Raw genomic sequence first — 22,740 nt, forward strand, 5'->3', positions numbered from 1 at the left:
AGTTTAGGTTCGTTATTTATTGTTTTCAGTCATTCGGCGAATAATCTCTGTTCATGCGGTATACTATTTCTTTCCTTGCTTGAAATTAATCGTCCGATATATGTTTCCTTTTCGTCCGACAGTTGTTGAATCATCGTCCGACAACTGTTGAATTATCGTCCGACAGCTGTCGGACGAATAGCTATTAGTGAATGGGTATATAGTCGCTTGCATTTCCGGCAATAATTCTTTGAATGCTCCGGATTAGTAAGCATTGGTACAGAATCGTCTTATATTAGCAAAACGATGACTACACCCCATATTATTAATAAGGTATTGCCCACGGCATAGGTCACGGTGTATCCCAGAGCAGGTGTCTCACTCTCAACGGCATCCTGCACCGCGCCTAAAGCGGCCGTAGTGGTACGTGCCCCCGCGCAGACGCCCAAAGCCAGTGCCGGATGGAACTTGAAAACATACCTTGCCAGCAGCAAGCCGATAATCAGCGGCAGGGCGGTGGCGGCTGCTCCCACCAGAAACAGACTGATACCTACGTCGTGGAAGCCCTGCACGAAACTGGGACCTGCCGAAATGCCCACTACCGCAATGAACATGTTCAGACCGACATTGTTCAACACCCATTGCGAAGGTTCGGGAATGCGCCCGAAGGTGGGGTGCTTACTGCGGAGCCAGCCGAAGAACAAGCCCGCAATCAATGCGCCGCCGCTTGTGCTCAAGCTGATGGGGATGCCGCCGATATGGACGGAAAGTGCTCCGAACAAACCTCCGACAAGGATACCAAGGCCTACGAATATCATATCCGTCTGGTTGGTAGGGCGGTCTATATACCCCAGACGTTTGGCTGCTGCTTCCACTTCCTGCCTGGTACCTACCACTTCGATGACGTCGCCGGCATCTACTACCGTTTGTGCCAGCACGGGAATGGATATTCCGGCGCGCTTGATACTCCGGATACTGACACCGTGCATGAACTTTTCCCTTCGGATAGCTGCAACCGTCTTGCCGGCAACCGTCTTGCGTGTGATTGTAACCGGTAACTTTTCGGCAGGAAAATCCAGGAGCTGGGCATCTTGTACTTCCGGCCCTATCCAGCTTTCTTCGCCTATGATGTATTCGCGGCGTCCGCTTAGCACTACTTCGTCTCCCGGCTCTATCTGTATGTTCATGCTGACTTCCACCACAACTCCGGATTTGCGGAGGCGTTCCACAAATAGACGTTTGTCGTGCTGCCGGAAGTAGACTTCCAGGTCAATCACCCGCTTTCCATTCTTGAACCATTCGTTTTCGACCCGGTAGGCACGGAAAGTGACGGGGCGTGCCGCCGGCATGAATCCCGGTTCGTCAGCCAGAGAGCTGCCCATCTTCGCCTCCAGTTCCTTGCAGGCGGCTTTCACCTTTTCCAGCCCGCCTAGCATCTTGGGACCAATGGATGATAGGACCCATGCCGAGCCTGCCGTACCGAAAATGTAGGTGACGGCGTAGGATACGGGAATGATGTTGACGTAACTTTGTCGTTGGGCCTCGTCCAGTCCCATATTGGCCATGGTGTCTTCTGCCACTCCGATGACGGCGGAGATGGTTTGCGAACCGGCCAGCAGTCCGGCAGCTTCACCGGCATTGTAGCCCATCATCAGGGCCAGCAGCCAGGTCACTAACAGTACGGATACACACATCAGTACGGCAAAGCCTACTTGGGGTAATCCGTCCTTTTTCAGTCCGCGGAAGAACTGGGGACCCACTTTATAGCCCACGGCAAAAAGGAAAAGTAGAAAAAATACCGACTTTATCGGACCCGGTACGGCTATATTCAGTTGCCCTACCAGTACGCCTACAAGCAGTACACTGGTCACTGTGCCCAGCGTAAACTTACCGATACGCAGTTTCCCCAGCCAGAATCCCAGGAATATAGTGAGGAAAATGGCAAGTTCGGGGCGTTCCCTGAGCTGGTTGAAAATCCATTCCATAATCAAGTTGTTTAGGTTATATATTGGTTGTTCCGATGCTTTCTGGAGCGTCGTTTCGCTATACAACGGCTTTTAACGGGAAGTGTTTTGTACAAAAGGAGTTTTTTAGAACATTTATTCCGTAAAACCGAACTTTAAGAAAAAGTTTTCTTCCGTACCTTTGCCATCCAAATTAGGTAAAACAAGGTATGAAGTTGTTTTTTAGGGTATTTCTGCTTATCCAGCTGGTTACTCTTCCATTGAGAGCACAATATATGGTGCAAGGCGTTGTCACCGATTCGTTGACGAAGGAGCCATTGCCTTATACGTCAGTTTATCTGAAAGGAACTACGGAGGGAGGGATGACGGACAATAACGGCCGTTTTTCCTTCAAGACCTATCGCCCGGAGGCCACGCTGGTCATTTCGGCCGTGGGATATAATGAATATGTCCGGCTGATTCATCCTGCAAAGTCTTCTAAGTTCAATATTGCCCTTTCGCCAGCCACTTATGCACTGGATGAGGTGGTGGTGAAGCCGAAACGTGAACGGTATAAGAAAAAGGATAATCCCACAGTGGAGTTTGTACGCAAGATGATAGAGCATCGGGATGACTACTCGCCCGACGAACGCGACTTTTGGAAACGTGATCGCTACGAAAAAATGACTTTTGCCATCAATAACTTCGACAGCTTGAAGCAACAGAAGTGGCTTTACCGTAAGTTCAAGTTCCTGACGGATTATGTCGATACCTCTGCCGTTACCGGCAGGCCGGTACTGGCCATCTCCAACCGTGAGTTACTTGCCACAGACTATTACCGCAAGTCTCCGCATAGCCGGAAACAGTGGGTCACCGCCCGCAGGCAGGCAGGAGTGGACGAAATGCTTTCCCAGCAGGGTATGGAGCAGGCTATCAGTGTCACCATGACCGATGTAGACCTTTATGAGAACAACATCACCTTGTTCACCAATAAGTTTGTCAGTCCGCTTTCCTCCCTTGGGCCGTCTTTCTACAAATATTATCTGATGGATACGCTTACCGTTGCCGGAAAGCCTTGTGTTGACTTGACATTTGTCCCTTTCAACTCCGAGTCGTTCGGTTTTACGGGACATTTATACGTCATGCTGGACAGTACCTATTTTGTAAAGCGTGCCGTCATGAACTTTCCTCAGAAAATAAATCTGAACTTTGTGGACTACATGAAGATTGAACAGAATTTTGACCGCGCGGAGGACGGTACGAGGCAGTTGCTCAATGAGAGTATCACTACGGAGTTCAAGTTGGTGGACAATAGTGACGGTATTTATGCCAAGCGGGATGTGTATTACAGAAATTATCAGTATGAACCGGATGACAAGGCTCTGCAGGCTTTCCGAAAAGCGGAAAAGGTGATTGAAGAGACATCGGCTTCCGGCTATTCGGAAGCATATTGGGATGCCAACCGCCAGGTGGAGGTCAGCAAGAAAGAGACTTCGGTGGACAAGATGATGGCCCAGTTGCGCAGCTATCCCGTTTATTTCTGGACGGAGAAAGTGTTGAAGGTGCTGTTCACGGGGTATATTCCCGCTCCGAAGGAAAAAGAACCTTTGTTCTATATCGGTATGATGAATACCACTATCAGCGGAAATACACTGGAAGGGGTGCGCTTGCGTGCCGGCGGTATGACGACGGCATGGCTCAATCCGCATCTGTTCGGTAGGGGGTATATGGCATACGGTTTTCGCGACCATCGTGTAAAAGGACTTGCCGAACTGGAATATTCTTTTCATAAGAAGAAGGAATATGCCAATGAATTTCCTATACATTCGTTGAAGCTCCGTTACTTGTCAGATGTCAATCAATATGGACAACACTATCTTTATACCAGTCAGGACAATGTTTTTCTTGCTTTGAAACGTCAGAAGGATGACCGTATCGGTTATCAGCGGAAGGCGGAACTGACCTATACCAATGAGTTCCATTCCGGCTTTTCCGTACAGATGACGGCGCGCCTGCGTAAAGATGAATCATCCCATCTGATTCCTTTCGTCAAGCAGGATGACCGTAATACGTATGTAAAAAGTATTTCGACCAGTGAGCTGGAATTGAAGCTGCGCTATGCTCCCAACGAGAAATTCTTCCAGACCCAATGGAACCGTTTCCCCGTTTCGCTGGATGCTCCGGTCTTTTCGCTTACACATACCATGGCTGCCAAAGGGGTACTGGGAGGAGACTATACCTATCACTATACGGAAGCGGGTTTTCAAAAGCGTTTCTGGTTCTCGGCATTCGGTTATACGGACGTTATCCTGAAAGCCGGAAAAGTCTGGAATAAGGTTCCTTTCCCTTTGCTCGTCATTCCCAACGCGAACTTGTCCTATACCATACAGCCCGAGTCCTATTCACTGATGAATGCCATGGAATTCATGAACGATGAATACGCTTCCTGGGATGTGACCTATTACTTGAACGGCTGGCTCTTCAACCGTATTCCTTTGTTGAAAAAGTTGAAATGGCGTGAAGTGCTTTCCTGTCGCGGCTTGTATGGGAATTTGAGTGATAAGAATAATCCGGCTTTTCAGCAGGATTTGTTCCGTTTTCCTGCCGGCAGCACTACAATGGGGCATACGCCATACGTAGAGGCAGGTGTAGGTGTTGAAAATATTTTCAAAGTATTGCGTGTCGATTATGTATGGCGTTTGACTTACCGAAATTTACCAAATATCGACAAATCCGGGCTCAGAATCAGTCTACACATGACATTTTAACTTAAATCTTACTAATAGGACATTAAATCGGATAAAATGACTAATCCCAATTGAGTAAAATACCCTAAATTTGAGCAATTTTTTAAACTCTAAATAATACAATGGCAATGAAAGAAAACATTAAGCCGGCAACCGGACGCCTGGGCGTGCTGGTAGTCGGAGTAGGTGGTGCGGTTGCAACCACCATGATTACCGGTACATTAGCTGCTCGCAAGGGCTTGGCAAAAGCTATAGGCTCAATCACACAAATGGCTGCTATGCGCATGCAGGATGGCAAGGAAAAACTTATCAAAGACATAGTGCCTTTGGCTGATTTGAATGATATCGTTTTCGGCGGTTGGGACATTTTCCCGGACAACGCCTACGAAGCTGCTATGTATGCCGAGGTTTTGAAAGAGAAAGACTTGAATTTGGTAAAAGACGAACTGCAAGCCATCAAGCCGATGCCTGCTGCATTCGACCACAATTTTGCAAAACGTTTGAACGGTACGCATATTAAGAAGGCTGCTACTCGCTGGGAAATGACAGAGCAGTTGCGTGAGGATATCCGTAACTTCAAGGCAGCCAATAACTGCGAGCGTATTGCTGTGCTGTGGGCTGCAAGTACCGAAATATATATTCCTCTGTCCAAGGAGCACGAATCTCTCGCTGCTTTGGAACAGGCAATGAAGGAAAACAATACTGAAGTCATCTCTCCGAGTATGTGCTATGCATACGCTGCCATTGCAGAAGGCGCTCCGTTTATTATGGGTGCTCCTAATCTGTGTGTGGATACTCCAGCCATGTGGGAATTCTCCAAGAAAATGAATGTGCCCATTTCCGGTAAGGACTTCAAGAGTGGCCAGACTTTGATGAAGACGGTGCTTGCTCCGATGTTCAAGACCCGTATGTTGGGTGTAAGCGGCTGGTTCTCTACGAATATTCTGGGTAACCGTGACGGCGAGGTACTCGACCAACCGGAGAACTTCAAGACAAAAGAGGTCAGCAAGCTGTCTGTTATCGACAATATCTTCGAACCGGAGAAATATCCTGACTTGTACGGTGATGTTTATCATAAGGTACGCATCAACTACTATCCTCCTCGTAAGGATAACAAGGAAGCATGGGACAACATCGATATTTTCGGCTGGATGGGCTATCCGATGGAAATCAAGGTTAACTTCCTGTGTCGCGACTCCATTCTTGCTGCTCCCATCGCGCTCGACTTGGTTATTTTCAGTGATTTGGCATTGCGTGCAGGCATGTGCGGCATCCAGACGTGGCTGTCCTTCTTCTGCAAGAGCCCGATGCACGATTTCGAGCATGAGCCGGTACACGATTTGTTCCAGCAATGGCGCATGGTGAAAGAGACTCTCCGCAACATGGTGGGTGAAACTGCACCAAGTTATCTGGATTAAAAAAACAGTGATAAGGTGATAGAAATAAGGTGGTAAGGTGATAGAGTGATAGCACTTTACCACTTTATCACTTTTATTACTTTATTGCATTTATCACTTTACCGTTTTTATCGCATTTATCACCTCATTACTTTTTTGATGAAGAAACCCTCCCTCCTCCCAGTCATTATCGGTACGGGCTTTGGCTCGGGCTTTTCTCCTTTTGCACCCGGCACTGCGGGAGCTTTGCTGGCTACGCTTATCTGGTTCGGGTTGTCTTATCTGGTTTCAAGTGTCTGCCTTTTGTGGCTGACAGTAGCATTGATTTTGGTATTTACACTTGCCGGTATCTGGGCTGCCAACCGCCTGGAGGTATCTTGGGGCGAAGACCCTTCGCGCGTGGTGGTCGATGAAATGGTCGGTGTGTGGATTGCTTTGCTTGCAGCGCCTGCCGGACACGTATGGTATGCGTTGGGAGCGTTTGTCTTGTTCCGCTTGTTTGATATATTCAAGCCCTTGGGCATTCGCCGTATGGAAAGTCTGCCGGGTGGAATCGGGGTAATGATGGACGATATTCTGTCCGGAGTCTACGGATTTATAATTTTGATTGTGGCAAGATGGATAATCAGTTGAAATCAAATGGCAAAGGTGTGTCGTGGCGCCATTCTGTCTGGATCTTCTTCAAGGCCCAGATTTCTGCGCAATTCGCAAGCTTTGTCGATTTTCTGGTGACTATCCTTCTGGTAAAGGCTTTTGCTGTTTTTTATCTTTATGCCACATTCACGGGTTCCGTGGTAGGAGGCATTGTAAACTGTGCCATTAATTACGGATGGGTGTTCCATGCCGAAGACTGTAAGAAAACGCATGTTGCCGTGAAATATCTCTTTGTCTGGGGAGGCAGCATTATACTGAATACCTGGGGCACTTTTGCACTGACCGAGTGGCTTACGGGCATGACATGGGTCAATGGGCTGTTGGGATATTATATAGACAATGTATTTATTCTGTCAAAGATAATAGTAGCAGTGCTGGTAGCTTTTTTTTGGAACTACCATCTGCAACGTTTTTTCGTTTATCGTAATCACAATATAAAAGGCTTTCTGAAACATTATTTAGAGAACAAAAAAGACGAATATGAATTATAGAGATTGGTTGCAGCAGGTGATATACAAGATTATCAATCCTGTGGTGCATGGTATGATTAGAATTGGCATTACGCCTAACTTTATTACGACTACGGGGCTGGTGCTGAATATCGTGGCGGCTGCCTTGTTTGTGTATGCCGGGGTGTACAAGAGTGGTGAACTGGCCTATGTAGGCTGGGGAGGCGGTATTGTGCTCTTTGCCGGGTTGTTTGACATGATGGACGGACGTGTGGCACGCGTGGGTAAAATGAGTTCTACTTTCGGTGCGCTCTACGACTCCGTACTCGACCGTTACAGCGAGCTCGTGACATTGTTCGGCATCTTCTATTACCTGATGCTGCAAGGCTATTTGTGGGGCTCCATCATTACATTCATTGCGCTGATAGGTTCGCTGATGGTGAGTTACGTGCGTGCCCGTGCCGAAGGTTTGGGGCTGGAGTGTAAAGTCGGTTTCATGCAGCGTCCCGAACGCGTTGTGCTGACTGCCCTCGGTGCCATGTTCTGCGGTATCTTTGGTGATTGTACCTTGTTCGACCCGATGCTGATACTGATTGTGCCTATGGCGGTGATTGCCATATTGGCGAATTTGACGGCATTTGCCCGCTTGGCGCATTGCTATAAACTACTGAAAGACAAGGAATGAAAAATAGTTTGTTTCCCTCTGTGAGAGAGGCGGTGCTGGTGATTGTCATCACAGCGTTTTTCCTGATTCTGACAGCGGTCTGTATCGGGCTTCGTCCGGAACATTTCCTGATGGCGGGTGTATTTTTGGTATTGTTCTTTGCCGGACAGACAACCCGTAAGTTGGCAGTGGCGCTGTTGCCGTTTTTCATATTCGGCATTTCGTATGACTGGATGCGCGTATATCCCAATTACCAGGTGAATCCCATTGATGTAAAAGGACTTTATGAGGCAGAAAAATCCCTTTTTGGCTTGTCTGTAGACGGTGCTGTCCTTATCCCTTGTGAGTATTTTGCTTTGAACCATTGTCCTGTTGCCGATTTCTTTGCCGGGATATTCTATCTCTGTTGGGTACCGGTTCCCATTGCATTCGGGTTGTGGCTCTATCTGAAGGGTGACCGTAAGGTATATCTTCGTTTTGCGATGGTGTTCCTGCTGGTTAATCTCATCGGTTTTGCCGGCTATTACATCCATCCCGCTGCTCCGCCCTGGTATGCCATGAATTATGGTTTCGAGCCGATACTCGACACTCCGGGCAATGTGGCAGGCTTAGGGCGCTTTGACGAATTGCTGGGATGCTCCATCTTCAACTCCATTTACGGAAGGAATGCCAATGTATTTGCGGCAGTGCCCTCGCTCCATGCCGCCTATATGGTGGTGGCTTTGGCTTACGCGGTTATGGACCGCAGCAAAAAGTGGTTGATAGCGTTGTTTGCGGTGATTATGGTCGGTATCTGGTGGACGGCTGTCTATTCGGGACACCATTATCTGATTGATGTGATGCTGGGCATCTCTTGTGCATTGCTGGGTATTTTTGTTTTTGAGAAAGGACTGATGAAGTGGGGAGCGTTCGGACGCTTCTTTGAAAGATACAGTCGATACATTAAATAAGGTATACAATGAATAATTTTGTTTTTTATAGTCCTACAGAGTTTGTCTTTGGCAAGAATACTGAAGTGCAAGTCGGTGCATTGGCGCGTAAGTATGGTGCACAAAAAGTGATGATAGTATATGGAGGCGGTTCTGTTGTACGGAGTGGTCTGCTGGATAGAGTGAAGCAATACTTGCAGGAAGCCGGTGTGGCTTATTGCGAAATGGGAGGTGTCCAGCCCAATCCCATTGACGGTAAGGTGTACGAAGGTATTCAGCTTTGCCGTCGTGAGCAGGTGGATATGATGCTTCCTGTGGGAGGTGGTTCGGTCATAGATACGGCAAAGGCCATTGCTGCCGGAGCCCTCTATGATGGGGACTTCTGGGATTTCTTTATCGGTCGTGCCAAGGTGGAGAAAGCGTTGAAAGTAGCCGTGGTGCTGACTATCCCGGCTGCCGGAAGCGAGGGTTCGGGCAATACGGTAATTACCAAGACAGAGACACTCCAAAAACTGGGTCTCTGTGCCCCCGAGCATTTGCGTCCCGTATTTTCCATCATGAATCCTGAACTGACCTACACCCTCCCGGCTTATCAGACGGCTTGTGGCATTGCCGACATGATGGCCCACATCATGGAGCGTTACTTCACGAATACACCGGATGTGGAAATCAGCGACCGGCTTTGTGAAGGCACCTTGACAGCTATCATTAAAGAAGCTTACCGGGTGAAACAGCAACCGGACAACTATGCCGCGCGTGCCAACATTATGTGGTGCGGCACTGTGGCGCATAACGGAACTTGTGGGGTAGGGCGTGAGGAAGACTGGGCATCCCATGCACTGGAACATGAAATCAGTGCTATCTATAATGTAGCCCACGGTGCCGGCTTGGCTGTAATCTTCCCTGCCTGGATGGCTTTTATGGCAGAACATAATCCGGCAAAGATAGCCCAGTTTGCCCATCGTGTTTTTGATATACCCAAGTCCGAAGATTTGGAAGAGATGGCTTTGGCAGGTACTGCCCGACTGAAACACTTTTTCCGTTACATGGGCTTGCCGGTTAGCTTTAAGGAGTTGGGTATCGAGCATCCCGATATAGACCGTATGCTCGTCAGTCTGCGGCGCAATAAAGGCGAACTGCTTGGCAACTACGTGAAGCTGACCATGACTGATTGCAGGGAAATCTATCGTTTGGCTTTATAACGAAAGGCATGTTTGGGGAGAGCTCCCCCAAAGCAAGAGCTAAAAAAGACGGCGAAGATAAATACCCTTCGCCGTCTTTTTTATTTGATTTCGATTTCTTCCTTCATGTCTATCTCTTCCCCTTGCAGGTCGTAGAATACATATTCCAGGAATGCTAATTTCTGGTTTGGAATAATCTTGATACCGAATCCGTACTTCATCTGCCACTTCCGTTTCAAGGAGACGAGTCCCTGATTGACGTAGGCTGCGATGTACGGGTGGATGTGTAACGAGAATTTCTTTATCTTCAATTTGTTGACCAGGTAGTCAATCTTACTCTCTAAGGTGTCCGTAAAGAGGATGGACGATTTGATGGTGCCTTTACCGAAGCAGGTGGGGCAGGTTTCCGTCGTATTTACATCCATAGCCGGGCGTACACGCTGGCGTGTAATCTGCATCAGTCCGAATTTACTGAGCGGCAGGATGTTGTGACGTGCTCTGTCTTTCTGCATGTTGGCACACATACGTTCGTAAAGCTTCTGTCGGTTTTCGGCTTCATTCATGTCGATGAAGTCCACCACGATGATACCACCCATATCCCTTAGTCTGAGCTGGCGTGCCAGTTCGTCGGCTGCACCCAGATTCACTTCCAGTGCGTTGGCCTCCTGCCCGTTGGCATTCTTGGTGCGGTTACCGCTGTTCACGTCTACTACGTGAAGCGCCTCAGTATGCTCAATAATCAGGTAGGCACCACTTTTGTATGAAATGGTCTTGCCGAATGACGACTTGATTTGTTTGGTGATACCAAAATTGTCGTAAATGGGGAGTTGACCTTTGTACAGCTTCACAATTCCTGCCCGTTCAGGGGCGATGAGGGTTACGTAATCCTTGATTTCGTGGTACACAGCCTCGTTGTTCACGTGGATGTTTTCGAAGGAAGGATTGAACAAGTCGCGCAACAGTCCTACGGCACGGCTGGTTTCTTCGTAAATCAGTGTCGGAAATTTGGTGGCCTTCTGTACTTTTGTAATGGCATCTTCCCAATGTTTCAGTAATACTTTAAGCTCTCCGTCGAGCTCGGCAACACGTTTTCCTTCGGCCACGGTGCGGACGATGACGCCGAAGTTTTTCGGCTTGATACTCATCAACAGTTGCTTGAGGCGTGCGCGCTCTTCGCTCGATTTAATTTTTTGTGATACGGAAACCTTGTCATTGAAGGGAATCAGCACGAGGTATCTTCCGGCAAAGGAAAGTTCGGAAGTCAGTCGCGGCCCTTTGGTAGAGATAGGTTCCTTGACAATTTGCACCACTACTTCTTGTCCCACCTTGAGTGTGTTGGAAACCGTTCCGTCCTTTTCAAGGTCGGGAAGTATGGTTGCTTTGGTAATGGGATTCAGCTTCTTCTTGTCGCTTAAAGTTTGCTTTACGTACTTCTCTAACGAGTTAAATTGAGGACCTAGGTCCAGATAATGAAGAAAAGCGTCTTTCTCGTAACCCACGTCCACGAAGCAGGCATTCAGGCCGGGCATCAATTTCTTGACGCGTCCCAAATACATGTTGCCCACCGAAAAGGAGATGTTTCTTCCTTCGCTCTGGAGTTCCACCAGCTGCTTGTCTTCAAGCAGTGCAATGGATACCTCTTTGGGCTGTACGTCTACAACGAGTTCGCTTGTCACAATAATTGGCTTTTAAATGATTCAATTTACTACTTAAACAAAGAACAAACCCGCGAGACATTTTGCTTCACAAGTTTGTTCTTTATTTTGTCCTTCAGACTAAAAATTACTTTTTGCTTTTATGTCTGTTCTTTCTTAGTCTTTTTTTACGCTTGTGCGTAGACATTTTATGTCTTTTTTTCTTCTTTCCGCTTGGCATAGCTTCAAAATTTTTATGGGTTAATACTATTGTTTATTATTTCTTCACTGAGAGGGTGAACGTTTTTGCAGGCTTAAATGCCGGAATGTTATGTTCCGGAATGATTATTGTAGTGTTCTTGGAGATGTTGCGAGCAGTTTTCTGAGCTCTTTTCTTCACTACAAAACTACCAAACCCGCGGAGGTAAACATTTTCATCTTTGGATAAAGATGCCTTTACTGCGTCCATGAATGCTTCAACGGTTGTAAGTACGGTTGTCTTATCAATTCCGGTGTTCTTTGTAATTTCGTTTACAATATCAGCTTTAGTCATTTTTCTTTAAAAAAAATATTATTACTATAGTTTTCCTAATTTTTTGGACTGCAAATATATAGCTTTTCCGTGGCTCTAAAAAATATATTTCGGACAATTTTCTAAAAAAGTCTTGGCATTAAGCTTTGTTAGGCTGAAAATGAAGTATTTTTGCAGCATGAATATTTTTAGCGGAACATTGTTGGACTGGTATGCGGAGAACAAACGCGACCTTCCGTGGCGAAATACCACGGACCCTTATCTGATATGGATTTCTGAAATCATCTTACAACAGACAAGAGTGGCGCAGGGGTATGAGTATTTTCTGCGTTTCATAAAACGCTTCCCGGATGTGGTGTCGCTGGCTGCTGCGTCCGAGGACGAAGTGATGAAATATTGGCAGGGCCTGGGGTACTATTCGCGTGCCCGCAACCTGCATGCCGCAGCCAAAAGCATGAAGGGGACATTTCCGAAAACCTATGCAGAGGTACGTGCTTTGAAGGGAGTGGGGGATTATACGGCAGCGGCCATCTGCTCCTTTGCCTATGACATGCCTTATGCGGCGGTCGACGGGAATGTGTATCGGGTGCTTTCCCGCTATTTCGGCATTGATGTTCCCATTGATTCTACTGAAGGGAAAAAGACTTTTACCGCTTTGGCGGGTGAGGTGCTCGATAAATCCAGGCCGGCAGATTATAACCAGGCAATTATGGACTTCGGAGCCGTGCAGTGTACGCCGCAGTCGCCCAACTGTCTGTTTTGTCCTTTGTCCGGCAGCTGCCGGGCATTGTCTGAAGGAAAAGTGCAGCAACTGCCCGTGAAGCAGCACAGAACCAAGACCACCAACCGCTATTTTAATTATATATATGTACGCATGGGCGCGCATACCTTGATACATAAGAGGACGGAGGACGATATCTGGAAAAATCTCTTTGAATTGCCTCTGGTTGAAACGGAAAAAGATTTATCCGAAGAGGAATTTCTGGCATGTCCGCAGTTTCATGCGCTGTTTGCAGAGGGAGAGGTACGGATGGTCCGTATACTGCTTCGGGGGGTGAAGCACGTATTGTCCCACAGAGTGATTTACACCAACTTCTACGAGGTTACTCTGCCCGATAATTCGAGCTCCTTCTCAAGTTACCAACGGGTTGCAGTCGAAGATTTGGACCGTTATGCGGTACCCCGGCTGATACATGCTTTCTTGGAGAAATATGTATAAAAGTTGTTTGTATTCTTGCATGGTGTGAATATTCTCGTTAATTTTGGCAGCAAATTAATAAAATAGAAGCTTATGTCAGTAAATAAAGTGATATTGATAGGAAATGTGGGACAAGACCCTAAAATAACCTATTATGAAGGTGGAAACTGTGTTGCCCAGCTTTCTTTGGCCACTACGGAGAAAGGATACACTTTGCAGAATGGTACGCAGATTCCGGACCGTACCGAATGGCATAACCTGATATTCCGTGGCCGTTTAGGCGAAATCGTTGAGAAATATGTGCATAAAGGCGATAAGCTTTACGTGGAAGGTAAGATACGTACCCGTTCTTACGATGACCAGGGAGGCATCAAGCGTTATGTGACTGAGATATTTGTCGACAATATGGAGATGCTGACTCCGAGAACGGCAACTCCCGGTGCTGGTCCTTATGCGCCGCAGGCGGGAGCCGCCCCCCAGCCACAACAACCAGTACAACCGCAGGCTGCCCCTGCACAAGATAACCCGACGGACGACTTGCCGTTCTAATTGTTTAACTAAAACCAAAATCTTTGGACCCAGACGCTTATTTATGCCAGTTGGCAGATGTTTTTAACGGTATATCCGTACAGACTCCTTCTATTTCGGCCGTTGTAGCCATTGTGTTGGCAGGTTTGCTTTTGCTTGTTTCCGGTTTTGCATCAGCTTCCGAAATAGCCTTTTTCTCTCTTTCTCCGTCAGACCTGAATGCAATAGCGGAGAGAAAGCATCCTTCGGATGAGAAAATCAGTAATCTGCTGGACAACAGCGAACGTTTGTTGGCAACGATTCTGATTACGAACAACTTCGTGAATGTAACCATAATCATGCTCTGCAACTTCTTCTTTATGAATGTGTTCCAATTTCATTCTCCCATTGCAGAGTTCCTCATTCTGACAGTAGTCCTTACATTTTTGCTGTTGCTTTTCGGTGAAATCATGCCTAAGATATATTCGGCTCAGAAGACGCTGGCTTTCTGCCGTTTTGCCGCTCCCGGCATCACGTTTTGCCGTTCCGTATTCTATCCGATGGCATCTATGCTGGTACGTTCCACCTCTTTCCTGAACAAACATATGGTCCGCAAGAACCATAACATATCGGTCGATGAACTCTCGCATGCGTTGGAGCTGACCGACAAGGCTGAGCTTTCGGAGGAGAATAATATTTTGGAAGGTATCATCCGCTTTGGCGGGGAAACGGCCAAGGAGGTCATGACCTCTCGCCTTGATGTGGTGGACCTGGATATCCGTACCCCTTTCAAAGATGTGGTGAAGTGCATCGTAGAGAATGTCTACTCCCGTATTCCCATCTATGCGGATAGCCGTGACAATATCAAGGGGGTGCTTTATATCAAGGACTTGCTTCCCCATCTGAACAAAGGGGATAATTTCCGCTGGCAGTCGCTTATCCGGCCCGCCTATTTTGTGCCCGAAACCAAGATGATTGATGATTTGCTGCGCGATTTCCAGGCAAACAAGATTCATATAGCCATTGTGGTCGATGAGTTCGGTGGTACGTCGGGCATTGTCACCATGGAGGACATTATTGAGGAGATTGTGGGCGAAATTCATGACGAATACGATGATGAAGAACGTACATATGCCGTACTGAATGACCACACTTGGGTATTTGAAGCCAAGACCCAGCTGACTGATTTCTATAAAATAACGAAGATAGACGAGGAAACGTTCGATGAGGTGGCAGGGGATGCCGATACGCTTGCCGGACTTCTGCTGGAACTGAAGGGGGAATTTCCTGCTCTCCATGAAAAGGTGACCTACGGCCGTTATGAGTTTGAGGTGTTGGAGATGGACAACCGCCGTATCCTGAAAGTGAAGTTCACAGTAAATGCCCCGGCAGAACCCAACTCTTCTTCCCTTTAATTTTTAATTATTAATTTTTAAATTGTTCCGTGCCCCTCTTCTTGCAACATACCGCTCTTCCCTGCCGATGGGGAATTTGGAAAACGGAGGAATCTCCGGAGGAATTGCTGGCCATGCTTCCTCATCAGGAAGTATACCGGGAAGGTATGCGGCGTTTCACCGCAGCACACCGCCGTTTGGAGTGGCTGGCTGTCCGTGTATTGCTTTACACGCTGTCGGGAGAAGAGAAAGAGATTGCCTATCATCCCAGTGGGAAACCTTATCTGGCGGATGACTCCGCCTCTCTCAGTATTTCGCATACGAAAGGTTATGTGGCTGTTGTCTTGGGATTGCCGGGTCGGGAAGTGGGTGTTGACATCGAGCAGTATGGTGAGCGGGTAAGGAAGGTGGCACATAAATTCATGCGCGAAGATGAACAGCCATCCGTGTTTCGCGGAACCGACACTTGGTCACTGTTGCTGCACTGGTCGGCTAAGGAGACCATGTTCAAATGCCTGAATGCTTCCGAGGTTGATTTTCGCGGGCACATGCGCATTCTGCCTTTTGCTGTAAATGAAAGCGGCGTATTCTCCGCCGAAGAATATCGTACGGTGGAGAAACGCCGGTTCACTATTCATTATTATTTGTTTCCGGATTTTGTCTTGACATTGAGTCTGTAAATCTCTTACAGCCTTTCCAGTTGTACCGTGAAGTGTCTCATCAACGGAGCTTCCCAGGTGATGCGCACTCCGCGGGTAATACTTTCCCGTTTGTCATATACATTTTTCAAAGCGGCTGCCACCACATCCATGTGGTTGTTGGTATACACGCGGCGGGGGATGGCAAGCCGAAGCAAGTCCAGGCCGTTGAAGCGGTTTTCGCGGGTCACCGGGTCGCGGTCTGCCAGCAGATACCCGATTTCGCAGCCGCGTATGCCTGCTTCCAGATAGAGCTCAGCGGTCAGTGTTTGTGCCGGGAATTCTTCTTTGGGCACATGTGTCAGCACTTTGGGGGCATCCACAAATATGGCATGGCCGCCTGCGGGACGTTGGTAGGGTATCCCGTACTCATCCAGTTTCATGGCTAGATAGCCCACCTGGTGAATGCGGGTTTCCAGATTGTCAAATTCAGTATTTTCATCCAGGCCGATGGCAAGGGCGTTCATGTCACGACCGTTCATGCCTCCGTAAGTAAGGTAGCCTTCGAACTGCACGCAGAAGCCTTTGGCACCTTCATACCAGTCTTTCCGGCGGGTGGCTATGAATCCGCCCATGTTGACAATACCGTCTTTTTTGGCACTCATCGTCATACCGTCGGCAAGGTCAAACATCTCGCGGGTAATTTCCTTTATGCTCTTGTTGCGGTAACCTTCTTCTCTCATTTTGATGAAGTAGGCATTTTCCGCAAAGCGTGCCGAGTCAAAGAGAACGGGCTTGCCGTACTTGTCGGCAATGGCGCGGACTTCGCGCAGGTTCTGCATGGAAACCGGCTGGCCGCCTGCAGTGTTGTTGGTTATGGTGACGATGACGAACGGTATCCGTTCGCTATGTTCCTGTAATGCTTTTTCCAGTTTTTTAGGGTCTACATTGCCTTTGAAGGGAATTTCCAGCTGTGTCTGTTTGGCTTCGTCTATGGTGCAGTCCAGAGCCAATGCCCGGCGTCCCTCGATATGTCCTTTGGTGGTGTCGAAATGGGAGTTTCCCGGCACAATGTCGCCCTCGTGCACCAAGTAGGAGAAGAGTACATTTTCGGCAGCGCGTCCCTGGTGGGTGGGAATGATGTATTCAAATCCGGTGAGGCGGGTGATGACTTCCTTCAGTTTGAAGAATGAGGTGGCTCCGGCATAGCTTTCGTCACCCAGCATCATGCCTGCCCATTGGCGGTCGCTCATGGCTCCGGTGCCCGAGTCGGTGATGAGGTCGATATAAACTTGTTCCGATTTGAGTTGGAATACGTTGTAGTGGGCCTCTTTCAGCCATTGTTCGCGTTCCTGGCGGGTACTTTTGCGGATAGGTTCCACCATTTTGATTTTCCATGCTTCGGCAAATGGTAATTCCATAGACTCTGTATCTTTAATAATTTGACAATAGGTTAACGGATAAACCGATTATTGCGGTTTAATGTGCCGAATTTAGACAAAATCTATGTAATAACCAATTTAAATATGACTTTTTGTAATGTAAATGTCCGGACGAAATCACTTCGGCCGGACATCATCAAATAAACTTGGCAGAGTTTATTACCTTCTTTACTTTCTCTGAATTAGGTTTGATGAATGAAATGATGGACGGTTTGTCCGGCTCATTAGACTCAACGCTTTTTCCTCGAAAGCAATGATAAAGTATGCATGGCAGGTCTTCTGACTTGTTTCTGTTGCAGGCGCCTTCCCGGAAGAATATTCCAGTGGCATAGAGTAATTGTCTGCAACGTTGCACGAAACTTACAGCAGCGGGACTGTCCAGGATTTACACCTGATTCCCTTTTAATCGCTTTCCCAGAAGAGGGGGAGCGAACCAATGCATGACAAAGATACGGATTCTTTTTGAGAAAACAATTCTATGAGTGATAAATTTTCTTCCCCTCTCTCTTTCTTTTTGCCGACAAATTGGCAAGGTTTTGCCACCCTCTTGGCAAGACTTTGTCACCGCGTTGGCAAAACTTTGCCATAGGTATGGCAAAAGTTTGCCAAAAGCATGGCAATAGGTTGGCAAAATTACTCTCTGATTGATAGTGGCTTAAGGCGATTTAAGCAATCCGTCATGTCGGTAAGGTGAAAAGATACCAATACAAGCCACACTTGCCACAAGAACCTTCTCCAGAGGTATGCAAAGCATTTTGTTTGGTGTGGTAAAACGGGCTGTTATCTCTCTTTTGCCAGTGTGAATACAAACTCCAGTCCTCCGCCTTGGTTGTTTTTGGCAGAGATGGTGCCTCCGTGAATAAGGACTGCATTCTTCACTATGGCGAGCCCCAAGCCGGTGCCGCCCAACTTGCGCGAGCGTCCTTTGTCTACACGGTAGAAGCGTTCGAACAAACGGTTCAGATGTTCGGGAGAAACGCCGATGCCGGTATCGGCAAAACTGAAATAGTAGTAATTCTCGTCTTCGCGGAAACAACTGATGTTGATGTGTATGTTGGTGCCGGCATAAGCGATGGCGTTGTCCATGAGATTGCGGAAGATGGAGTAGAGTAGAGAGTAGTTGCCCCGCAACTGTATCTTCGGTTTTAGGGAATTGACAACGGTGATTTGCTTCTGTTCCAGTTCCAGGGACACTTCGTTGACGATGTTTGAAACCAGCATGCTGATGTCCACCTTTTCCATATCAATCATGTTGGCGGCTTCGTCCATGCGGGTCAGTACGGATATGTCGCGCAGCAGGCGGCTCAGGCGGTTGCTTTGCGCGTAGCAGCGTTCCAGGAAGACCTGCATCTTTTCGGGTGCAATGTTTTCGTTGTTCACGATGGTTTCCAGATAACCTTGTATGCTGCTTACGGGGGTTTTCAGCTCGTGGGCGATGTTCTGGGTCAACTGACGTTTCAGCCGTACTTGCTCTTCTTCCTGGGTGATGTCGTTGATGGAAATTTCAAAGCTGAGGTCTTGGAAGATGATGCACTCCACGATGAAGGTGCGTCCGTTCTTGTTGATGTGTACGGACATCCTTCGTTCTTCGTTGTAGGAGGGGCGCTTCTGCGCCTTGTTGATGAAATCCGTTATCTTCTGGAATTCGCAGATGGAGAATATCTCTTCGGTAGCCTGCAGGTTGGAGTCTGAAATCAGATTGCCGTATTGGGTGAACAGATTGTTTACCAATATCTCCTTTTTGTCTCTGTTGAATACGCCCAGTCCTTCGCGGGAGGTTTGCAAATGGGTGATAAGCTTTTCGCGCTCAATGTAAAGCGCCTCTTTGGTTTCGCGCAGGCGCTTGTATATCTGTATGATATGCTGCGAAATCTCTCCAAGCTCATTGTGCGGAAAGGCGGCTTGTATGTCCATGTCTATAGGTTCGTTCTTGTCGGCTCTTTTGGCAAACTCGCGCAGGTGGTTGATGGCGCTGCCCAGTTTGGAGGTGAATTTGTAGAAGACGGATATCAGCAGCAGTGATACAATGACCGTGAACCAGATGTAGTGTGGGTCGGCAGCCAGATTGTTCATCAGGTTGACGTTGTAGGGGAGGGCTGAGCGGATGATGCAGCCTTCGTAGGCGGTGGCAGAATAGAAATAGGTCTTGCCGGTGGTTTCGGAGATGCGCCGTAGGTCGTAGCCCTTGCCGTCTTTCAGCGCTTTCTGCACTTCGGGGCGTTTGATGTGGTTGTCCAGTTCATGGCTGTCGTTCTGGGAGCTGTCGAACAATACGTTGCCATGAAGGTCTACCACAGTGACGCGCAATTCCTTGTTCACATGCTTGGAGATGTAGCTGTCCAGCATGGAAGTCCATAGGCTGTCGGGGAGGTAGCGAAGCTCCTGGTGCAGTCTGTCGTTATAATCTTGCAGCTGCATGTCCAGCAGCTCCACTTTGTATTCCTTTTCCCGCTGATACTGGTAGGCGATGAAGCAGGCGGCGAATACGAGGAACAGCGAGATGACCGAAAGGAAAAGTTTCCGGCTGAAGGACAGAAAGTGTCTGTCGTTATTCGGCTTCGAAACAATAACCATATCCCAAGCGTGTTACGATACATTTGCCATAAACTCCGATTTTCTTGCGCAGGCGTGTGATGTTCACGTCGATGGTGCGGTCCAGCACATATACTTCGTCGCTCCAGATGCGGTTTAGTATATCCTCGCGCGAGAATACGCGTCCTTTATTCTGCAAAAGCAGCAATAAGATTTCAAATTCTTTTTTGGTGAGCGGTGCCTCTTCGCCGTCAATGCAGACTTTCTTCTTGATGATGTCCAGTACCAGCGTCTTGTAGACAATCTGTTCCGGTGCATGTTCCGTTTCTCCTTGTCGGGTGCGTCTAAGTACGGCTTTGACACGTGCCGCCACTTCGCGCAGCGAGAAGGGTTTGGATATGTAGTCGTCCGCTCCCAGGTTGAAACCGGTCACGGTGTCATTTTCCGTATCTTTGGCGGTAATGAAGATGATGGGTATCTGGGCTGTCTTCTTGTCCTTCTTCAGCATGCTCGCCATTTTGAAGCCGGAAATTTCTCCCATCATCACGTCCAGCAGTAGCAGGCTGTAGCTGCCAATGTCCATTCTCAGAGCTTCTTCAGCGGAGTTTGCCGTATCCACTTCGTAGCCTTCGTTTTCGAGGTTGAACTTCAGAATTTCACATAAGTCTTCTTCATCGTCCACTACTAAAATCCGGTAATCGTTCATTGCTTTGTTGTTTATGTATGACAAGGATAAAACAATTCTCTTGTCACAAAGTTAAACTTTATTTCTTTTTATCGGCAAAAATAGTGCAAACCGAATGCAGAATTTTCATGTTTGCATGAAAACTTGTGCTGAGATGCAGGCCATTTCTACTTTCTGGGTACAAAAGTGAGGCTAATTTGTTACGGAATGATGAAACAAGTGTTACATTTGGGTTACATTAAATTCTCGTTTATCTAAAAGCCCTGTCACATATAAAATATTATCTTTGCTTCGTAAATATTGAATTGTATGAAAGAACTTATGTATATCAGGAGTTTCTCTAAAAGGCGTTTGCCGGTTATTGTGGGAACTCTGCTTTTAGTGATAATCGGCTCTGTCTGGCTGAATACGGCTCCTTTCCGTTCGGGCTTTGATATCGCGGATGAGCTGGGCGGTAATATATTCCCTTCCAGTATCCTTTCAGTGGCTACCACCGATGCTCAGGTCATAGTGCCGGTAGACTCCATGTATGTAGGTAATCCGAAGTCGTGCATCGCTGTCCGTGTCCGTTCGAGGAATGCTTATAGCCGGGTGCGGGTAGAAGTTGCGGAGACTCCGTTCTTTTCCCGTTCAGTGTCGGAGTTTGTGTTGGCAAAACCGCGTACGGAGTATATTATCTATCCTGATATCATATGGAATTATGAGGCTCTGAAGAATAACAACCAGGCGGAACCCATTAGTGTGGCCGTTATGGTAGAGATGAACGGTAAGGATTTGGGGCAGAGGGTGCGTACTTTTTCCGTTCGCAGCATTAATGAATGTCTGTTGGGGTATGTCACGAATGGTACAAAATTCCATGATACCGGCATCTTTTTTGCAGCATATGTAAATGAGGAGAATCCTATGATTGACAAGCTGTTGCGTGAAGCGCTGGATACGCGTATCGTCAACCGTTTTTTAGGCTATCAGGGAGGTGCCGAAGTGGTGGACAGGCAGGTTTATGCCTTGTGGAATGTACTGCAGAAGCGTAAGTTCCGTTATAGCTCGGTCTCCAATACGAGCCTTTCCAGCAATGTGGTCTTTTCACAGCGTGTGCGCACGTTCGATGACGCCTTGGAGTCCTCGCAAATCAACTGTGTGGATGGAAGTGTGCTTTTTGCTTCTCTGCTCCGTGCCATCAACATAGAACCTATATTGGTGCGCACCCCGGGGCATATGTTTGTAGGATACTACACGGATTCCAGTCATAAAGACATGAATTTCCTTGAAACGACCATGATTGGTGATGTGGATTTGGATGATTTCTTTCCGGACGAACAGTTGGATTCGACGATGGTGGGAAAGTCGCAGAACCAGATGTCGCGCATCACCTTTGACAAGTCCAAGGAGTATGCCAATAAGAAGTATGCCCAGAATAAGGAAGGTATTCATTCCGGCAAACTGAACTATATGTTTCTGGAAATATCCAAAGAGGTGAGAAGGAGAATACAGCCGATAGGGAAATGAGGCGTAGAATGCAAACAGCCGATTTTCACGAACCGGCCGTTCCAATCATCATCTATGAATGAAGACCGTTGAGAGGCTTCAATGAATTAAAACTGAACACTAGTGATTTCTATTATAAAATTTATCAGCGCTGAAAGTATATGTAGCAGGTGTATATGTCTCTTTACCCTCAGTGTCTGTTTCGTTAACAATTGCCCTTTTGATTGTTGGATTTTCACGGTTTGCATTTCTCACACTCATGCTACGTGCTGTCATGAAATAATCTGTACCATTATATATGTCACCACTGATATGGAAATTCCACAACATGGAAAGAGACCAGTTTTTATAAGTGAAACTTGTATATATTAGTATTATGCTGAAAAATAAAATGTTAATGTAGATTATATGTGGAATTTATTATTGTTAATAGTCTAACACTATTTTTTGATGAACTTATGAATCATTTTAACTAATTTGCTTTTTAGAATCCTTATCCATACCAATATCCCCACGTAATCAAGTTCTTTTTATATAAAAAGATTTATGAATATGCTTTAATGCGTAAATCAAATAGTTCAAAACATTGCTATATATAAATGATAAATGTGATGTGTTTTTCGTTTTTTCGCATCATTGAGATATATTATATACAAGTACGGCATTAATATGATTAAGAGTTAATGCTTTGAATAATTACTAAATAGATATTTAAAACTTTGCAAAAATATAAATGCAAATGTTTTAATA

18 protein-coding genes and 1 riboswitch are annotated in these 22,740 nt (G+C 47.0%); of the genes, 12 read left to right on the plus strand and 6 right to left on the minus strand.

Annotation, left to right across the window (positions count from 1 at the left end):
• Window positions 1-269: 269 nt before the first annotated feature.
• The gene (aspT, locus tag DW896_RS06355) at window positions 270-1,964 is read right to left on the minus strand and encodes an aspartate-alanine antiporter (RefSeq protein WP_119993050.1); all 1,695 of its coding nucleotides are present in this window, start codon (window positions 1,962-1,964) and stop codon (window positions 270-272) included.
• Between the two features lie 188 nt (window positions 1,965-2,152).
• On the opposite strand from aspT, the gene DW896_RS06360 reads away from it, so the two are divergent.
• The 7 genes from DW896_RS06360 to DW896_RS06390 all read left to right on the plus strand — a co-directional run bounded on the left by DW896_RS06360 (window position 2,153) and on the right by DW896_RS06390 (window position 9,964).
• Window positions 2,153-4,690 (plus strand): DUF5686 and carboxypeptidase-like regulatory domain-containing protein, encoded by a 2,538-nt coding sequence (locus tag DW896_RS06360; protein ID WP_119993052.1) that lies wholly within the window; start codon window positions 2,153-2,155, stop codon window positions 4,688-4,690.
• Window positions 4,691-4,797: 107 nt separating this feature from the next.
• Window positions 4,798-6,087, plus strand: coding sequence for an inositol-3-phosphate synthase (locus tag DW896_RS06365; RefSeq protein WP_005835961.1), 1,290 nt, complete (start codon window positions 4,798-4,800; stop codon window positions 6,085-6,087).
• Window positions 6,088-6,225: 138 nt separating this feature from the next.
• A complete protein-coding gene (locus DW896_RS06370) occupies window positions 6,226-6,699 on the plus strand; it encodes a phosphatidylglycerophosphatase A (RefSeq protein ID WP_034523126.1) in 474 nt (157 codons plus the stop codon).
• Window positions 6,684-7,211 (plus strand): GtrA family protein, encoded by a 528-nt coding sequence (locus DW896_RS06375; RefSeq protein ID WP_005826761.1) that lies wholly within the window; start codon window positions 6,684-6,686, stop codon window positions 7,209-7,211. Before DW896_RS06370 ends, DW896_RS06375 begins: the two co-directional genes overlap by 16 nt.
• Window positions 7,201-7,854 (plus strand): CDP-alcohol phosphatidyltransferase family protein, encoded by a 654-nt coding sequence (locus DW896_RS06380; protein ID WP_005826758.1) that lies wholly within the window; start codon window positions 7,201-7,203, stop codon window positions 7,852-7,854. The genes DW896_RS06375 and DW896_RS06380 overlap by 11 nt, the downstream gene beginning before the upstream one ends.
• Window positions 7,851-8,783 (plus strand): phosphatase PAP2 family protein, encoded by a 933-nt coding sequence (locus DW896_RS06385; RefSeq protein ID WP_008663722.1) that lies wholly within the window; start codon window positions 7,851-7,853, stop codon window positions 8,781-8,783. Before DW896_RS06380 ends, DW896_RS06385 begins: the two co-directional genes overlap by 4 nt.
• Window positions 8,784-8,791: 8 nt before the next feature.
• Window positions 8,792-9,964: an iron-containing alcohol dehydrogenase gene (locus DW896_RS06390; RefSeq protein WP_005826754.1), complete on the plus strand. Its 1,173-nt coding sequence runs from the start codon at window positions 8,792-8,794 to the stop codon at window positions 9,962-9,964.
• 80 nt (window positions 9,965-10,044) lie between these two features.
• On the opposite strand, the gene DW896_RS06395 is transcribed toward DW896_RS06390, so the two are convergent.
• Entirely contained in the window at window positions 10,045-11,619 is a 1,575-nt protein-coding gene (locus tag DW896_RS06395) for an Rne/Rng family ribonuclease (protein WP_005826752.1), read from the minus strand.
• 235 nt (window positions 11,620-11,854) lie between these two features.
• Window positions 11,855-12,130 carry an HU family DNA-binding protein gene (locus DW896_RS06400; RefSeq protein ID WP_005826750.1) on the minus strand — a complete coding sequence of 92 codons (276 nt, stop codon included), beginning with the start codon at window positions 12,128-12,130 and terminating at the stop codon, window positions 11,855-11,857.
• A 157-nt stretch (window positions 12,131-12,287) separates the two neighbouring features.
• Here DW896_RS06400 and mutY point away from each other — a divergent pair, with 157 nt between their 5' ends.
• The 4 genes from mutY (at window position 12,288) to DW896_RS06420 (ending at window position 15,888) form a co-directional block, all read left to right on the plus strand.
• A complete protein-coding gene (mutY, locus tag DW896_RS06405) occupies window positions 12,288-13,328 on the plus strand; it encodes an A/G-specific adenine glycosylase (RefSeq protein WP_119993058.1) in 1,041 nt (346 codons plus the stop codon).
• Between the two features lie 72 nt (window positions 13,329-13,400).
• Entirely contained in the window at window positions 13,401-13,856 is a 456-nt protein-coding gene (locus DW896_RS06410) for a single-stranded DNA-binding protein (protein ID WP_005826745.1), read from the plus strand.
• A gap of 23 nt (window positions 13,857-13,879) precedes the next feature.
• The gene (gene gldE / locus DW896_RS06415; protein WP_005826743.1) at window positions 13,880-15,229 is read left to right on the plus strand and encodes a gliding motility-associated protein GldE; all 1,350 of its coding nucleotides are present in this window, start codon (window positions 13,880-13,882) and stop codon (window positions 15,227-15,229) included.
• Window positions 15,230-15,258: 29 nt separating this feature from the next.
• The gene (locus tag DW896_RS06420; RefSeq protein ID WP_005826741.1) at window positions 15,259-15,888 is read left to right on the plus strand and encodes a 4'-phosphopantetheinyl transferase superfamily protein; all 630 of its coding nucleotides are present in this window, start codon (window positions 15,259-15,261) and stop codon (window positions 15,886-15,888) included.
• 5 nt (window positions 15,889-15,893) lie between these two features.
• Here DW896_RS06420 and DW896_RS06425 read toward each other — a convergent pair whose 3' ends face one another.
• The 3 genes from DW896_RS06425 to DW896_RS06435 form a co-directional block, all read right to left on the minus strand.
• Window positions 15,894-17,267, minus strand: coding sequence for a tryptophanase (locus tag DW896_RS06425; RefSeq protein ID WP_005826739.1), 1,374 nt, complete (start codon window positions 17,265-17,267; stop codon window positions 15,894-15,896).
• 272 nt (window positions 17,268-17,539) lie between these two features.
• Window positions 17,540-17,741: riboswitch (cobalamin riboswitch) on the minus strand.
• Window positions 17,742-18,068: 327 nt separating this feature from the next.
• Window positions 18,069-19,862: an ATP-binding protein gene (locus DW896_RS06430; RefSeq protein ID WP_005835971.1), complete on the minus strand. Its 1,794-nt coding sequence runs from the start codon at window positions 19,860-19,862 to the stop codon at window positions 18,069-18,071.
• Window positions 19,837-20,526, minus strand: a complete 690-nt coding sequence (locus DW896_RS06435) for a response regulator transcription factor (protein WP_005835972.1) — start codon at window positions 20,524-20,526, stop codon at window positions 19,837-19,839. Before DW896_RS06435 ends, DW896_RS06430 begins: the two co-directional genes overlap by 26 nt.
• A gap of 288 nt (window positions 20,527-20,814) precedes the next feature.
• On the opposite strand from DW896_RS06435, the gene DW896_RS06440 reads away from it, so the two are divergent.
• Window positions 20,815-22,011, plus strand: coding sequence for a hypothetical protein (locus DW896_RS06440; protein WP_005835974.1), 1,197 nt, complete (start codon window positions 20,815-20,817; stop codon window positions 22,009-22,011).
• The last annotated feature ends 729 nt before the right edge of the window (window positions 22,012-22,740 follow it).

The organism is Bacteroides sp. AM41-16 (genome assembly GCF_003603495.1).
GTDB classification, from domain to species: Bacteria; Bacteroidota; Bacteroidia; order Bacteroidales; family Bacteroidaceae; genus Bacteroides; species Bacteroides uniformis.